Below are 17,580 nucleotides of genomic sequence, written 5' to 3'. Positions count from 1 at the left end.
TACGGATGTGCTGTACCATATCTTTGCATATCTAAGAAAACTTGCGTATCAAGGCTCATTCTTTAGTAGTAAATAAGTAGTAAATTGATGTGTTTGTTTTCTTGAAAATGCTGATAGATACTGTGTTTTAGCGGATAATCAGATTTTTATTGTGTTTTTAATAAAATAGAAAAAGCCGCATTGGAGAGGAAGAAAAACTTCAGCTCTGATGCGGCTTTTGGAATGGTAGATTATAATTTCTCCGGCGTAAATACACCGATATCATTTCCGGTTCCGCTAAGTGGCATCTGATAACAGACAGAGTCATTGCCGTATTCATAGAAGTAAAGGTACTGTGAGGTGGTATGTAATGCGGTATAATTACCGGATATCAGTAATTCCTCATTGCTTCCGTCGGTGAGACAGCGGTAGATACCGGCACCCTCTCCATTTTTTTGATAATAGATATAATCCCCGGTGACGTTGTAGCAGTCAATTCTGGATGGAATGATAAGGTTGGCAGTACCGCTGCTTAAGGAATAAGTGCTTAGTCCATAATCGTTGTCTCCATCCATGTAATAAGCCGTGTCATTAATTACAGTCGGTTCATAACAGGTGCAGCTATAGAGTGTAGCAACAGAGTTGTCAGCAGTATCAAGCTGCAGGAGAGAGTGGGAATCGTTTTCGCCATTAAAGTACATATACTGTCCATTAGAGGAGCAGGTCTTATAAGGAAACTTAGAAACCTGTTCTTTTTTTGTTCCGTCGATTTTTATCCGATACAGGGTAGAAGCCGTTTCTTTGTCATAGTGGATATAGTAAATATAATTTCCGTACAGTCCGGCATAAAGACTTGGGTCGTCATCTAAAATGGTAACCCTGCCTCCATCACGGTTGATACGGCATAAGCTGTTAGTTCCAAAATTCAGAAAAGAGAAATTAGTATCCTCACTCTTGTTGTTTCGGACATAGTAAACATAGTGATCATCTGCATTGATATAAGAGACGGTATCATCGGAAAGCTTCTTCATATCAGAACCATCAGGATTCATGGAATAGAGTCGGTGGTTGTCGGAAGGATTACTGAAGAAAACAGTGCCGTTGCTTTCACAGAAAAGTCCACCGTTATAAAGATTACCGGCAGAATTTCCATTGACATAACCGGAATTCATTTTTGTGCGGTTGAGAAAATGAATCAGACAAAACACTGTAATCAGAATAAGAATAATTGCAATCGTGATAAAGAGCTGTTTTTTTCGTTTGTTTTTCATAAGAATCCTCCTTTGATGTTATATGTAATCAGACGATTGTGAAATTTGGAAATACGACAGGAGGATGTTTTTCTTTCCGATATTTGACAGAATGGCAGCTTTGTCCGGCTGATTGCGGATGCAATTTCTGTAGTCTGTTAGGGGCACTTGGAATTTCATTAATAACTGGCAACGCTGGCACAGGATGTGCCAGCGAGGCGCAAGTTGAACATGGATGTGAATTTGCGCCGGTTGCCACAACTATGTGATATAAAATGGAAATTCTTAGTGCCCCTTGCAGACGAAAGGATGTATCCGCTGCAGCCGGACAAAGTCGCTATCCAGTCAAAGCAACGGAAAGAACTTTCCTATAACATTTCCAAATTCCACAATTCTTACGATAAAAATTATAACTTTCTTTCGGGAAACTTGCAACCGAAATGGGAATGGTATATGATAGAAAAAAATAATAAGGTGAAAGATAACAATGAAAGATTTAAAAGAGATAAGAGCAGAAATTGACAGCGTGGACAAAGAGCTGGTGTCACTGTATGAAAAACGTATGGCACTGACCGAACAGGTGGCAGATTATAAGCTTTCTACCGGGAAAAAAGTCTTTGATAAGGCAAGGGAAGAAGAAAAGTTAGAAAAGGTAACTTCCATGGTAGATGACCCGTTTTTAAAGCGTGGAACAAGAGAGCTTTTTGAACATCTGATGAGCATGAGCAGAAAAAGGCAGTATCAGAAGCTGGCAGAAAAAGGCATTATGGAGCCGATACCATTTGAAGAGGCAGCGGCACTTCCGGATAAAAATATAAGAATCGTATATCAGGGAGAAGAGGGCGCATACAGCCAGATGGCAATGCAGCAGTTTTTCCATGATACCACAAACAGTTATCATGTGCAGACCTGGCGGGATGCCATGGAAGCAATCGCAAAAGGAGAAGCAGATTATGCAGTGCTTCCGATTGAGAATTCTTCTGCCGGAATTGTGTCAGAAAATTATGATTTGCTGGTAGAATATGATAATTGTATCGTGGGAGAACAGATTATTCCAATAGACCACTGCCTGCTCGGAACGAAAGGCTCAAAGCTATCTGATATTGAACAGGTATATTCCCATCCGCAGGCACTGATGCAGTGTGGTAGATATTTGGACGAGCATCGGAACTGGGAAAAACACAGCTTTAAGAATACTGCCATGGCAGCAAAAAAAGTAAAAGAAGATGGTCTCCTAAGACAGGCAGCCATTGCCAGCCGTCTTACTGCCGATATTTACAGGCTTGATATATTGGACGAGCATATCCAGGATAACAGCAATAACTGTACAAAGTTTGTCATTGTAACCGGCCGTAAGATATTCTTAAAGAATGCCGGAAAAATCAGTATCTGCTTTGAAATTCCGCATGAAAGTGGATCTCTTTATCATATGTTATCCCATTTTATTTTTAATGATTTGAACATGAATAAGATAGAATCAAGACCATTAGGAGAGCGGAACTGGGAATATCGTTTCTTTATTGACTTTGAAGGAAATTTAAATGAGAGTGCAGTAAAGAATGCATTGCATGGAATCAAAGAAGAAGCTGAAAACTTTAAAATTCTTGGAAATTATTAGAAAGACAGGTAAGACATTAAGATGAAACATTCAGGAGAATTAATTTTATATAAGAACTTTGAAAATGGAGAATTATTTTATAATTTTACATGGATTTTGGAAAACTATGATAGTGAATTTTACAATCGGTCTGATATAGTAGAATTGTATTATAGATGTTTGAACCAACTGATTGAACTGGCAGTGAGCCACGGTTTTGAAGGAAATCTGTGGCACTGTTTTCTTGCGTTTATTATGGTAAATAATGAAAATGCCTACAGTACCGCCTGCGAAATGAAAGGAGCAGTAAACGGAAGTATCAATGCGATTGCAGCCCATGATTTTGCTATTTTAAAAGAAATGTTTGATTATAACTTAAATGAAGTGGCAAAGACTCTGGAAATTGATGATATGGATGTGCTTCAGAATTTCAAGGGACCGGATGATAATGGAAGCGTATTTAACAAACGTATCCGTGACTGCATCTGTGAACTGGCTGTAGAACTGGCAGGAGCAAAGGATACCAATGCATTTCAGGACAGCGTAACCGGATTCTATGCAAGATTTGGTGTGGGAAATCTAGGCTTACATAAGGCATTCCGTATCCAGAATACCAATGGTGTTGTAGAACTGGCACCGATTACCAGAATCGCTCATGTGAAACTCGATGACCTGGTAGGCTATGAAATTGCCAAGAAGAAGCTGGTGGATAATACAGAAGCTTTTGTAAAGGGAAAGAGTGCCAATAACTGTCTGTTGTTTGGTGATGCAGGTACCGGTAAATCAACCAGCATAAAGGCAATTGCCAATCAGTATTATGAGCAGGGACTTCGCCTGATTGAAGTTTATAAGCATCAGTTTAAAGATTTGAACACGGTTATTTCCATGATAAAGAACCGTAATTATAAATTTATTATATATATGGATGATTTATCTTTTGAGGAATTTGAAATTGAATACAAATATTTGAAAGCTGTAATTGAAGGTGGGCTGGAGAAGAAACCGGACAATGTGCTGATTTATGCAACCTCAAACCGCAGACATCTGATTCGTGAGAACTTTTCAGATAAAGAGGAAGTGCGTGAGGATATGCATACTTCTGACACCGTACAGGAAAAACTTTCGCTGGTATATCGTTTTGGTGTATCTATTTACTTTGGAGCACCGACCAAGAAAGAATTCCAGCAGATTGTAGTAGAACTGGCAGAAAAGCAGGGAGTACATCTTCCGGCAGAAGAGCTTTTAGCAGAAGCCAACAAATGGGAGTTAAGTCATGGTGGACTTTCCGGAAGAACCGCACAGCAGTTTATCAATTATATGTTAGGACAGGAAGTGTAACAGAAGATTTACACAGGAGGAGGAGCACGGATGAAGACTTTTGCAGCAATTTATATCGGGTCTTATGAAATCAGCATGAAAGTGTTTGAGCTTTCCATTAAGAGAGGAATCCGGGAAATTGACCATGTCCGCCATAGAATAGAATTGGGAAGGGATGTTTATTCCCAGGGATATGTTGGATATGAAACAGCGGATGAATTGTGTCAGGTGCTGAAAGAATTCGTGGGGATTATGGAGATGTATCGGACGGATGAGTATGAAGCATATTCAGGTCTTGTCATCCGGGATGCACAGAACGAAGCATTTATTTTAGACCAGATACGGATTCGAACCGGACTTAATGTGAAAGTGCTGAGCAATTCGGAACATCGTTTTATCAGTTATAAGACGGTGGCATCCCAGAAGAATTTTGAGGATATGACCAGTCAGAATGCAGCAGTAGTTGATGTAGGTGGTGGCAGTATGCAGATAACACTTTTTGTAAAAGGAAAGGTAGTTACCACGCAGCATCTTCTGATTGGAATTATGCGTGTACAGGAGAAACTCTTTGACCTTGGCATGCAAAGCAGCGGTAATTATGAGCAGCAGATACAGGAAGTCGTAGATAAGGAATTAGAGGTCTTTAAAGCTCTTTATCTGCCAAAGGATGGCATCCGTTATGTTATTTTTATGGGAGATTATATCTCTGCATTTATGCCGAAAATCAGTAAAGAAAATGGCAAATGTATGGTAGATGCGGACAAGTTCTATCGTTATACGGAGAAGCTGAGAGCCAAGAATACAGGACAGATTGCAAGAGAATTAGGAATCACCAACGAGAGTGATGCATTGCTGATTCCGGCACTGGTTATCTATCGTCAGTTAGTTGCTGCATTAAATGCGCAGAATGTTGTTGTTCCGGGTGTGAATGTAAATGATGGTATAGCATATGATTATGCACAGCGGCATAATATGGTGAAAGCAACACATGATTTCGAAGAAGATGTAATATCTGCGGCGGAATGTATGTCCAAAAGATATTTCGGCTATCAGCCACATCTTGAAGCATTAGAGCAGATGGCAGTCCGGATATTTGATGCCATGAAGAAGATTCATGGATTGGGAAACAGAGAGCGGCTGATGCTAAGGACAGCAGCCATTCTCCATGACTGTGGTAAATTTGTCAGTCTGGTTAATGGACCGCAGTGCTCCTATGACATTATTATTTCTTCAGAAATTATTGGATTGACTCATCTGGAGCGTGAAATTGTGGCGTCTACGGTACTTTATAATACACTACCGATAGACAGCTATGACAGACTGGCAGATAAGATGGATCATGACAGTTATCTTACCGTAGCCAAGCTTGCAGCTATCCTTAAGGTGGCAAATGCCATGGATAGAAGCCACAAGCAGAAATTTAAGAATGTAAAGACATCTGTTTCCGGAAGAAATCTGATTATTACCATAGAGACGGAAGATGATGTGACCTTGGAAAAGGGACTGTTTGAGTCCAAGGCGTCCTTCTTTGAAGAAGTATTCAGTATGAAACCGGTGATTAAAGTGAAAAAGGTCTATAGTTAGGAGAGTATGCGAATGGAAAAATTAAAAGAATATACGAATCCGGAATATTATGAAAACCGTGAGTTGAGCTGGATTAAATTTAATGGCAGAGTATTGAATGAAGCAAGAGACAAATCCATTCCGCTGCTGGAGCGGTTAAAATTTGTCAGCATTACTTCTTCAAATCTGGACGAATTTTTCATGGTACGTGTGGCTTCTTTAAAGGATATGGTACATGCGGGCTATAAGAAAACAGATATTGCCGGTATGACAGCGTCTGAACAGTTAGCAGCCATTAATCATGATACCAGGGAATTGGTAGAACTGCAGTATTCTACTTATAACCGTTCCCTGATTCCGCTATTGAATGCAAGAGGAATCTATATTGTAGATGCCTATGAAGATTTGGAAAATTTTCAGGCAGAATATGTAGACCGTTATTTTGAAGAAAATATATATCCGGTACTGACACCGATGGCAGTGGATGCATCCAGACCATTTCCGTTGATTCGCAATAAGACATTAAACATTGTAGCTTTACTGGAAGAAAATCCGAAGAAGGATGACCTCCTTGGCAAAGAAGAAGAGAAGAAGCTTAAGGCAGAGGGGAAGAAGGGCGGAACCATCTATGAATATGCAACCGTTCAGGTGCCATCTGTATTACCAAGGCTGATTCCAATTCCATCCGTAAAGGAAGGCGAGAAATCCTTTATCCTGTTGGAGCAGATTATTGAGAAGAATATTTCCAAATTGTTCTTAGGCCATAAAGTGGTCTGTGCTTATCCGTATCGTATTATGCGTAATGCGGACCTTTCCTTTGATGAGGACGAAGCAGAGGATTTACTGAAAGAAATTGAAAAATCCCTAAAGAAACGGCAGTGGGGCGAAGTTATCCGGCTGGAAGTGGAATATGGCATTGATAAGCGTCTGCTGGCATTTTTAAAGGATGAACTTCGGGTAGAGTCAGAGGATGATATCTTTAAAATCAATGGACCGATTGATTTGACTTACCTGATGAAGATGTATGGACTGGAAGGCTGTGATGATTTACGTTACAAACCATATACGCCACAGCCGGTGCCGCAGATCCAGCAGGGAGAGAGTATCTTTGATGCGATTAAAAAAGGTGATATTTTACTGCATCATCCATACCAGACCTTTGATCCGGTAGTCGAATTTATCCGTCAGGCAGCCAAAGATCCGGATGTACTGGCAATCAAACAGACACTTTACCGTGTCAGCGGCAATTCGCCAATCATTGCATCGCTGGCGCAGGCAGCAGAAAATGGCAAACAGGTATCTGTTCTGGTAGAATTAAAAGCCCGTTTCGATGAGGAAAATAATATTGTCTGGGCAAAAAAATTAGAGAAAGCAGGCTGCCATGTCATCTATGGTCTGGTGGGCTTAAAGACCCACAGCAAGATTGCACTGGTCGTAAGAAGAGAAGAAGAAGGCATCTGCCGTTATGTACATCTTGGAACCGGAAACTATAACGATTCCACTGCAAAGCTGTACACAGACTGTGGTATCTTTACCTGTTCGGAAGCAATCGGAGAAGATGCAACAGCAGTATTTAATATGTTATCCGGTTATTCTGAACCGCTGTCCTGGAACCGGCTGGTGGTAGCACCAATCTGGCTGCGGAAGCGTTTCTTGAAATTAATTGAGCGTGAAACAAAATACGCCAGGGCGGGAAAGACAGCCAAAATTGTTGCCAAGATGAATTCTCTTTGTGACCGTGATATTATTGCAGCTTTGTATGAAGCATCAGCAGCGGGAGTGCAGATTGATCTGGTGGTACGTGGAATCTGCTGCCTGAAGGTAGGCATTCCAAAGATCAGTGAAAATATCAGAGTGCGTTCCATTGTAGGAAATTTCTTGGAGCACAGCAGAATTTTCTATTTCTATAATGATGGACAGGAAGAAATTTACATGGGAAGTGCTGACTGGATGCCGCGTAACTTAGACCGCCGTGTAGAGATTATTTTCCCCGTAGAAAATGAAGAGTTAAAGCATAAAGTAATGCATATTCTGGATGTGGAACTGGCAGATAATACGAAAGCACATCTCCTTCAGAAGGATGGCACCTATGAAAAGGTTGACAAACGTGGAAAGGTACTGGTGAATTCACAGCTGCAGTTCTGCAGGGAAGCAGAAGAAGCAGCACCAAAGCCTGCAGATGTGGTAAAAGACCGTATTTTTATTCCGGCAGAACCGGTAGAGGACTAAAGAAATCAGACACTTTTGCCGATATATAATATGAAACCATTGAAATAAAGCTCCAGGGAGGGGATTGTCGCATACGGATATGACGGTTATTTTAAGGTTCCGGTTGTTTTGCTCGTTCATGAGCAGGAAAGACAGCAGAATAGAGGGTATTCGGATGAATCCAGCCGGAAAAAATGTTCCGAAAATGAATTTGAACGAATCTTTCGAAATGCATTAGACGAGGTGAAAGACAAAAAATAGAAAGTATCTATAAAGAGGGACTGTTGTTTTACAGAAATTGTAAAATGACAGTCCCTCTTGGTGTACATGAGTAGTAAGCTATCTGCAATGCAGCGCATTTTTAATATCCGATAAAATATAATAAGGAATCGGCATATGTCTCGTTCCGTTTCCCATGGAAATATAAGGTTTGTTACTTCCGTGGAAGTCAGAGCCACCAGAAATAAGCAGATGATATTTTTGTGCAAGCTTCTTGATGTTCTGTTCGTCACCAAGCTGGTAGCTGGAATAGACGGCTTCAATACCATCTAAATGGCTTTCTTCTACCAGTGTCTGAACCAGAGCGTCCAATCGGTCTGCATTCATGCGATAGAGTACCGGATGGGCTAAAATGGCAAGACCACCGGCATGATGAATCAGGGAAATACCTTCCTGCGGAGTGATTTTAGGACGGTCTACATAATAAGGACAGTCATCCCCGATATATTTACTGAATACTGCATTCATATCTTTGGCAAGACCATGATTTACAAGGTATCTTGCAATATGTGCCCTTGTAATGACTGCATCCGGAAATTCTCTGATAAGACTGTCATAATCAATGGCAAAGTGTGCCTCCTGCTGCAGTTTATCAACCATCAGGCGGTTGCGGTCTGTGCGGGAAGAACGGAATGCATTTAATTTATCATTAAATACTTTATCGTCCGGGTTAATATATAGCCCGACCATATGGATTTCACGATCATCCAGTTCACAGGAGAGTTCAACACCGGCAATGACTTCCGGTGCATCCGGGGAGTTAAGCCGCAAGGTTTCTTCCTGTGCTTCTCTAATACCATCGATACAGTCGTGGTCAGTAAGGGCAAAGGCATATATCGAATGACGTCTGGCTTCATGAACCAGCTCAGATGGAGTAAAAGTTCCGTCAGAGCAGGTTGAATGTACATGTAAATCAATAAATCCTGTTTCCATGGTATAATCCTTTCTAACAGCTCGAAACAATTATTTTTTAGAATTATTTATGAATATGATTATAAGAATAATCTTTCGTTTTGACAATCCGGAAGAAATGAGAAAAATCTTTTGCGTATAAAAACAAAGTCCTTTATACTGCAATTAGGAAAAATAATCTGCAGGGGGGCAGGAAGCATGAAAAAAATTTTAGAAGTAAGTATGCTTGGAACATTTCGAATGCAATATGGAAATCATTCCTTTATCATAGACCGGAAATCAACGACAAAGACGAACCGGCTGCTTCAGATTATTCTGCATGCGGGTACAGAAGGGGTAACAAGGGAAGAACTGGTGGGAAGACTATGGGAAAATGAGGAGGTCGCAAACCCATCCAACAGTTTCCGGGCAATTCTTTTCCGGGTGCGGAAACTGCTTAAGGAGCAGGGACTGCCGGAGAGCGATTATATTATAAGCCGAAAGGGAGTTTATTACTGGACACCGGAAATTCCGTATCGTTGTGATTGCATTTCTTTTGAAGAGAAGGCAGAGCATGCATTGAAACAGGCGGAAGATTTTGGAAAAACAGAATTAGAGGAAGCAGTCAGGCTGTACCGTGGAGAATTTTTGCCGGCACTGGGAGCATCGGAATGGGTAATTTTCTGGGCAACGAAATACCGGAAATTATATATGTCCTGTGTAAAGAGACTGTGCGGAATTTACCGGGATGAGCAGGAGTATCAGAAATTATATGAGATAGCAGAAAAAGCAGCGGTTCTTTATCCACTGGATGACTGGCAGGTATACCAGATGGAGGCATTGATTGCCATGAAGCGTTCCAAAGAGGCGGTGGCATTATATCATAAGACAGAAGAAATGCTGCTGGCAGAGCTTGGCAGTGAGCCTTCAAAGTCTATGCTGGAACAATTAAAACGAATCAGCAGCTGTGTTACGGAGGATGATGCCACTCATATTCAGGCAATACAGGAGAAGCTGGAAGAAGAGAGAGAGGAAGGAGCATTTTACTGTTCGTATCCTGTTTTCATTGAAAATTACCGCTTTGCAAAACGGGTTTTGCAGCGTACGGGAAAGAGCGCGTGGCTTCTTATGAGCACCATTACCGATGGGAAGGGGTATGCTTCTGAAGGCGGTGTTCATTTCGAATACATCCGGGCAGAACTGGAGCAGGCATTGAAAAACTCCCTGCGCAGCGGTGACCTGTATACCAGATACAGCACAAACCAGTATCTGATACTTTTAATAGGTATTGAAGAAGAAAATTGCGGACTTGTGATAGAAAGAATCAATGACAACATGGAACGGACGGCTGGAAAGAAATATGTGAAATATCATAAAGTATTGGTGAATGGAACAGACGAGTAGATACGAGGAGAAATACAATACAAACAGGAAGATTTAAGTACAATTCGGAAGAATAAAGAAAAAATAGAAAAATATAACGCTTTTTATAACACAGAGTAGGCTATGATTGGTTATACAATTCATAAATCAACAGGAAATGGATAAAATGAATAAAAGGAGAAAAAACATGAGAGTAGCCAAAATGTTGGGAAAAAGAATTACAGCTTTTGTAATGGCGGCATTGATGGTATTGTCCTTATCCGGAATAACCGGGATGACAGTAAAAGCTGCCGAAAAGGATGATACAATTAAGATGCAGCTGCAGGATACGAAGAAAATCGAGTGTTCTGCATGGATTGCTTACGAAACCAAGTGGAGTGTTACCGGTGGAAAAAATAAGGTAACATTAAAGAATACAAATAAGAAAGAGGTATCTGTAACTGCAGATAAGACAGGAACAGTTACTTTGAAGTGTAAATATAAGAACTGGCTCCTTCAATGGGAGACAGAAGAGTATACCATTAAAATCAGTAAGAGAACTCCGGTATTTGAAGAGAGCATTTCAAATCTGACTTATAACGGAAAAGTCCAGACACTGAATGCAAAGAACTTTGTAAAGGATGGTCCAAAGAGTGGTATTGCTGGAACCTGTGACAAAGAGATTTTAAATGCAGGAACTTATACTTATACGGTTACAACACCGGCAACAGATGTATATGAGGCAGGAAGCAGGACTTATACGGTAACTGTAAATAAGGCAGAGGCAGTAATTAAGGAAAAACCATCTGCAACAATCAATCATATGTCCGGAAAACTGAGAGAGTCCCATCTGAATGGCGGAATGGCAGTAGCGGTCAATGATGAGAACCAGGAACTGGAAGGCCATTTTGAGTGGCGGAGCCCGGATGAGACACTGTGGTTTAATACTACCGGAACTGCAATCTTTGAAGATGTAGACCATCATGTAGTATTTGTGCCGGAAGGAGATGCAGCAGAGAACTATAAAGAGACGGTATTTATTGTACCGGTAAGAACTTATTTAAAAGCATTGTATGCAAATCTTACAGCCAGCGATTTTGAATATAATGGCAGTAATGATGAGAAGAACTTAAGTTGTGATGCCAATGCATACAGCTGGGGAATTGAAAAAAATCCAAGCATTTCCATTACTTATACTTATTATGATGAGGCAGGAAATAAATTAAGCAAAGCACCGGTGGATGCAGGAACTTATACGGTAATTGCAACAGCCAGTGCAAAGAAATTTGAATCCGCAGACAGTAATGAAGCAGCCTTTACTATCCGGCAGAAACCGTTGACCAATGAAATGGTAACAGCAAAGGATACTGAGTATACCGGAAGCACAGTTGCGGTTGTGGTAAAGGATGGAGACAAAACATTAGTAGAAGGAAAAGATTATACTGTAATATACAGTGGAAGTAATCCAAATGCAGGAGAGACATCAGCAGCAATTACCGGAATCGGTAACTATAAAGGAACGGTAAATACAACCTATACCATTCTTCCGAAAGAAGTGGAAAATGACAGCGTGATTGCAGCTGCAAAGGAAAAATATTATACCGGAAAAGCAGTAACACTCAGTGAAGAAGATGTGACCGTAACTTATAATGGAAAAGTATTAACAGCAGGAACTGATTATACTGTTGGTAATTACAAAGATAATGTAGAAGAGGGAACTGCTCTGGCAACCGTAACCTTTACCGGTAACTATAGTGGAACTGTAAATGTAAGTTTTGGAATCAGTAAGATTCGTGCAAAAGTATATGCTAAATACGGAAATGGAAAACTGCTGCTGTTAAGTGGAAACTGTATTTTAGATCCGGCTGTATTAGAAGAAGCAGCAGATTATGCGACCACGGAGGAAAGCGTAATCCGCGGATTCATTTTAGAGGATGAAAATACAGGTGTAGTGACAACATATACAAAACTTTTCCGCAATACAGAGGGTTATAACGTATATGTAAAGGTAGCAGATACATTTACGCAGAAGGCAGAGTTCTACATCCGGAAAGCAGGAACTGTCCGTCCGGAAGGAACAGTTGGTGATGCAACAGCAAATTATGACTATATAGGAAGAGCAGCAGTTTCTTTAAATCAGCTGAAAGTGACAACTGATATGTCCGGTTTTACTGCACCAGCGTCTTTTGATGCAGAAAAGAATTATGATGGAAAGATGCCGGTAACCCTTGCATCTGTTTTAGATGCATATGCAGCAAACAGTGGCATTGCAGGGGATGATGCAAGATTCTACCGCATCGAATGGTACCGGATGATTAATCCGAATTCCTGGCATATTGATGGAGAAATTGTTGATAACAGTTATACCGTTACTTTTATGGTAGACGGAAATGTATATCAGGAAGTACGTGAAGTAAAGGGAACGGAAGTTTCTGTAACAGATCCTGTAAAGGCAGAGACAGAGACAACAACCTATGAATTTACCGGCTGGACTTTAGAAGATGGCAGTAAAGTAAATGTTGCAGATTTAAATGATAGTACCGTAGTGTATGCTTCTTTTGATGAAAAGGAGAAAGAAACTGAGCCGACTGAACCAGTTGGACCGACCGGGCCAACCGAACCAACCCAGCCGACTGAGCCGACCCAGCCGACCGAACCAACCCAGCCGGCCGAATCAACGGAACCGGCACAGCCGGCAAATCCAGCCCAGCCAGCATCATCAGAAACAGCGGTAACTCCGGCAGATAACAATACACAGCCGGAGACAGCAGCACAGACACCGGTAATCCAGGCACAGACTCCGGTTACACAGACCCAGGTGGCACAGACACCAGTCAGACAGCAGCAGGCAGCACAACAGCCACAGGATGCAGAAGAACCGGTGGTATTAGAAGATGAAGAGGTTCCACTGGCGAATGTAACGGACGATAATGCAAAACAGGAAGTAACTGCATTAGAAGATGAAGCAGCTCCTCTGGCAGCAAATCCGGCGGGAGAAGATAACTGTATCATCCATTGGATTATGATGATTCTTACGATTGTATTTGCAGGATATAATGTAGTAAGGGCAGTACTTCGTCAGAAGAGAAATGCATAAAGGCAGGAGGCAGAAAGTATGAAAAAAGTAGATGGAATCATTGCTGTTATATATGTAATTGCTATGGCAGTGCTGTTTTTCTTAAGAGACTGTGAGAAAGATCTTCCAATGGGAATTCTGGCACTGGCTGTTACCGCAGCTGCAGTAGCATGTATGGTTATCCAGAATAAAAAGCGTGATAGCAAAGCAGCAAGAGCTTAAAAAAATAATATAAATAAGTATTGCAGGCAGGACGATAGAAAATGAAAATACATTTTGTCGTCCTGCTGTTTTTAGTTGCCAGCCATTTGAAGAAAGCTTTCACTTGACATTATTTTAAAATTGAGCTATTGTATTAATTAAATAATACAGTAATAATTGCAAAGAAGAAAAGGGAGATTAGGTATGGCAAAGAAAAAGAAGAAAATGGAGTTTGAAACAATGCAGGTAAAGCTGCCTCATGTAAAGGGGCTGTCCATTATGCTTCCGGTTATTTATATTTTATGGGTGGCAGTGATGTATTATCTTCTGCTTCCGGCATTGAATATTCATTCCAGAGGTTTATGGCTGTTTGTATTAGGCGTTATATTATTCCCGTTAGGAATAATAGGTGCGTTGGTATCGGCAGCCAGGAAGGCAGAAGGTAAGTCTGCAGGAAAGCTGGAAAAGCCGGTAAACGGTATTTTTGCAGCAGTTGGAGTGATCGGAATTCTGTTCCTGATTCTTTTATTTTATGGCAGCAAAATGTTCCATGCACAGGCATATGCAGATATCCTGACCATCGAAGACAGTGATTTTAACAGCGATATCAATACAGCATCTTCTGTATCAAAGATTGCGTTAATGGATACGGACAGTGCAGTATTGCTGGGTAATCGTGAAATCGGAAGCCTTTCAGAAGTGGTGAGCCAGTATAATGTATCGGAAGACTACACACAGATTGATTATCAGGGGGCACCAACGAAAGTATCTGCATTAGAGTATGCCGGCTTCTTTAAATATATGGGAAATAAGGAAAATGGTGTTCCAGGTTATATAACTGTTGATCCGGTAGGACAGAAGGCACAGTATGTTCCGGTAAAGGAAGGAATGATTTATGTTCCGTCTGCTTACTTTGGCAAGGATTTAAGAAGGCATATCCGTATGAATTACCCGGATAAACTTTTCGGAAATCTTCATTTTGAAGTGGACGAAGATGGAAACCCATACTATATTGCCAGTGTATACAAATACACCATCGGTTTATTTGGTGGAGAAACTGTTGAGGGTGCAATCAGCTGTGACCCAATCAGCGGAGACTGTCAGTATTATGATGCATCAGAAGTGCCGAACTGGATGGATGATGTTTTTGACGGGGATCTTCTGGTGGAACAGTATAACTGGTATGGAGAATTATCTAATGGATTTATGAACAGCATCTTCGGCAAAAAAGGCTGTAAGAAATGTACGGAAACGGTAGTAGAGGATGAAGACGGAGATGAGGAATCTTACGAAGCAAACTTCGGCTATGTTGCCAAAGACGGGGATATCTGGATTTATACCGGAGTTACTTCCGTCAATGATGATGCCTCCAATATCGGGTTTATACTGGTAAATGAGCGGACTTCAGAAGCACATTATTACAGTATTGCAGGAGCAGATGAAAGCTCTGCAATGGCTGCTGCAGAAGGAGAAGTGCAGGAGAAAGGATACCGTGCATCTTTCCCGTCTTTGATTAATGTAGATGGTCAGCCGACTTATATTATGGTATTAAAAGATGCCAGCGGCATAGTGAAGCTTTATGGCATGGTAAATGTAGAATCTTATAATATGGTAACAACAGCAGCCAGTCTCGATGAGTGCTTTGCAAAGTATCGTAAGATGACAGGCAGTGACGGTACAGAAAACACTGGGAATCCGGAAGAGGCAGAAAATTCTTCCGGGGACAGCAACAGTACTGCAGGTAATGCACAGACAGCAGCCAAGGGAAAAATAATTCCGGAAGGTGAGACAGAGACAAGAATTTTTGTAATCAGTGAAATGCAGTATGTTGAGATTGCAGGAGAGACTTATGTTTATCTGGCAGGAGACGACGGTATGGTATACTGGCAGAAGTTTTCTGATAATGAACAATTGATTTTCCTGCATGCGGGAGATACCGTTACTGTAAATGGAATTATGGATAAAGATAATATTTACTGGATAGATACCATTAGAATCATGTAGTAGGAAGGCGGAGAAATGGAAGCAGCAATCCTTGTAGTAATTTTGATTGCAGGATTTACTTATTCAGCAATTAAGACAAAAGAAAGTTGGAAGAACCGCTGCAAACGGACACTGAAAGAAAAATATGGAAAAGAACCTGAAAAAAAGGAATTCAAAAGAGAACTGATAAGAAATTATCTGGATACTGTGGGTGGAACACAGCAGGTGGATGAGGTCACATGGAATGACCTTAATATGGATGATGTGTACCAGAGAATCAACAACTGTGATTCCACTATGGGAGAAGAAATTTTATATGCAAAGCTTCATTATGCGAAGCAGACGAAGGAAGAAGAGGAGCTTTTAGAAAAAAGAATAGCTTTTTGTGAAGCAGATGATGAAAAACGCTATCATCTGGAAGAAACTTTGTCAAAGCTTGGAAAGAGAGACGAGGCTTACTATATTCCATCCTTTATCCAGACAGTAGAGGATTTTGCAATTTCAAATCTCTGGGTTTATCAGATGCTCCGGATATTGCTGATGGTAGTTGTTGTGGCGGCAGTCGTATTTCATAATATATATGCTCTGTCAGCTTTGGTGGTAGTATTTCTTGTGAATTTGTCGGTGTATATCTTTACGGTCCGGCTGAAGTTTGATCAGGAGATTCATATGATGGGAACGGCGGCATACCTGATTACGGTAGCACGAGAACTGGAGCAGGAATACCGGAAAGACAAAATATGTGAGGAACTGGCACCGCTGCTTCCGGTATTTGCCAAAATGGATAAGAAGGCATTTCTGCTAAATATCCAGAGCAGAAATGCCATGGGAGATGTGTTTGAAATGCTGCAGGATTTCCTGCTGGGAGTAACCCAGTGGCATATCCTTACTTATATGAAAGTATTGAATCAGTTTATGGATAACCAGGATGCTTATCTTAAGATTTACTGGGTGGTAGGAGAACTGGATGCAGCGGTTAGCACAGGCTCTTTCCGAAAGAGTCTGCCTCTTGTGACAGTACCGGAATATGAGGAAACAAAGCAGCTTGAGATGGAAGAAATTTATCATCCGCTGCTTCATGGAGCAGTGACCAATTCTATGGAACTTCAGCATAACTGCATTATCACAGGCTCCAATGCTTCCGGTAAGTCAACCTTTATCAAGACCATAGCTGTTAATGTGATACTGGCACAGAGCATTCATACCTGCACCGCAAAAAGAATGCATCTGCCTCATGCAAAAATGATTACTTCCATGGCGGTAAGAGACGATATTTTATCCGGTGACAGTTATTTTATTAAAGAGATTAAATATTTAAAACGTATCCTGGATGCTTTGTCGGAGGATGAACTGGTTATCTGTGTTATTGATGAAATCTTAAGAGGAACCAATACCCAGGAGCGTATTGCAGCTTCAAAAGCAATCATGGAATATCTGGCACATCATAACTGCATTGCAATTGTGGCATCCCATGATAAGGAATTGACGGAGCTTGAAAAAATTGGTTATGACAATTATCATTTTTCCGAAGAGTTTGGAGAAGCGGATATTGTATTTGATTATAAATTGCAGAAGGGACCGGCAAATTCCCAGAATGCAATCCGCCTGCTTTCCTTTACCGGGTTCCCGGAAACGATTATTGAGAGGGCGGAAAATATCAGAAGCGAATATCGGTAAAAATAATGCTTGACGAACGAAATGACATATGGTACTATAAGCAAGTTGAAGAAAGTAGAGTATCCACTCTCACCTTAGCACAATCAAGTGACTAAGTGTTTATAATGAGTATGCAATGAGCGAATCATTTTGAAGTGGATAGTCTGTCTATCCACTTTTTTTGCGGAAATAAACGGAAAGTTGTCTGGCAAAGCTGT

General features: G+C 40.9%; 11 protein-coding genes. 9 read left to right on the top strand and 2 right to left on the bottom strand.

Annotated elements, in window-relative coordinates; genetic code table 11:
- Nucleotides 1–230 precede the first annotated feature (230 nt).
- Nucleotides 231–1,250 (bottom strand): DUF5050 domain-containing protein, encoded by a 1,020-nt coding sequence (locus DV740_RS04925; protein WP_117841209.1) that lies wholly within the window; start codon nucleotides 1,248–1,250, stop codon nucleotides 231–233.
- A 466-nt stretch (nucleotides 1,251–1,716) separates the two neighbouring features.
- On the opposite strand from DV740_RS04925, the gene pheA reads away from it, so the two are divergent.
- The 4 genes from pheA to DV740_RS04900 are packed head-to-tail and all read left to right on the top strand — an operon-like array spanning nucleotide 1,717 to nucleotide 7,935.
- On the top strand, nucleotides 1,717–2,847 hold the full coding sequence (gene pheA, locus DV740_RS04915; RefSeq protein WP_118057244.1) for a prephenate dehydratase: 1,131 nt from the start codon (nucleotides 1,717–1,719) through the stop codon (nucleotides 2,845–2,847).
- A 21-nt stretch (nucleotides 2,848–2,868) separates the two neighbouring features.
- On the top strand, nucleotides 2,869–4,164 hold the full coding sequence (locus tag DV740_RS04910) for an ATP-binding protein (protein WP_117698734.1): 1,296 nt from the start codon (nucleotides 2,869–2,871) through the stop codon (nucleotides 4,162–4,164).
- A 30-nt stretch (nucleotides 4,165–4,194) separates the two neighbouring features.
- A complete protein-coding gene (locus tag DV740_RS04905; RefSeq protein WP_117841208.1) occupies nucleotides 4,195–5,727 on the top strand; it encodes a Ppx/GppA phosphatase family protein in 1,533 nt (510 codons plus the stop codon).
- 12 nt (nucleotides 5,728–5,739) lie between these two features.
- Nucleotides 5,740–7,935 (top strand): RNA degradosome polyphosphate kinase, encoded by a 2,196-nt coding sequence (locus DV740_RS04900; protein WP_117841207.1) that lies wholly within the window; start codon nucleotides 5,740–5,742, stop codon nucleotides 7,933–7,935.
- A 318-nt stretch (nucleotides 7,936–8,253) separates the two neighbouring features.
- Here DV740_RS04900 and DV740_RS04895 read toward each other — a convergent pair whose 3' ends face one another.
- Entirely contained in the window at nucleotides 8,254–9,126 is an 873-nt protein-coding gene (locus DV740_RS04895) for a PHP domain-containing protein (RefSeq protein ID WP_117841206.1), read from the bottom strand.
- Nucleotides 9,127–9,303: 177 nt separating this feature from the next.
- Between DV740_RS04895 and DV740_RS04890 the strand changes: the two genes are divergently transcribed.
- The 5 genes from DV740_RS04890 to DV740_RS04870 all read left to right on the top strand — a co-directional run bounded on the left by DV740_RS04890 (nucleotide 9,304) and on the right by DV740_RS04870 (nucleotide 17,383).
- On the top strand, nucleotides 9,304–10,488 hold the full coding sequence (locus DV740_RS04890; protein WP_117698730.1) for an AfsR/SARP family transcriptional regulator: 1,185 nt from the start codon (nucleotides 9,304–9,306) through the stop codon (nucleotides 10,486–10,488).
- Nucleotides 10,489–10,654: 166 nt separating this feature from the next.
- Nucleotides 10,655–13,543: a hypothetical protein gene (locus DV740_RS15175; protein ID WP_278336386.1), complete on the top strand. Its 2,889-nt coding sequence runs from the start codon at nucleotides 10,655–10,657 to the stop codon at nucleotides 13,541–13,543.
- A gap of 18 nt (nucleotides 13,544–13,561) precedes the next feature.
- On the top strand, nucleotides 13,562–13,744 hold the full coding sequence (locus DV740_RS04880) for a hypothetical protein (protein ID WP_117698320.1): 183 nt from the start codon (nucleotides 13,562–13,564) through the stop codon (nucleotides 13,742–13,744).
- A 183-nt stretch (nucleotides 13,745–13,927) separates the two neighbouring features.
- A complete protein-coding gene (locus DV740_RS04875) occupies nucleotides 13,928–15,727 on the top strand; it encodes a hypothetical protein (RefSeq protein WP_118057805.1) in 1,800 nt (599 codons plus the stop codon).
- Nucleotides 15,728–15,742: 15 nt separating this feature from the next.
- Nucleotides 15,743–17,383: a MutS-related protein gene (locus tag DV740_RS04870; RefSeq protein ID WP_118057806.1), complete on the top strand. Its 1,641-nt coding sequence runs from the start codon at nucleotides 15,743–15,745 to the stop codon at nucleotides 17,381–17,383.
- Nucleotides 17,384–17,580: the final 197 nt, after the last annotated feature.

The organism is Roseburia sp. AF02-12, assembly GCF_003461765.1.
In the GTDB taxonomy this organism is placed as follows: Bacteria; Bacillota; Clostridia; order Lachnospirales; family Lachnospiraceae; genus Roseburia_C; species Roseburia_C amylophila.
Note: the sequence above shows the minus strand (reverse complement) of the source record. Positions and strands in the feature narration are given on the sequence as shown.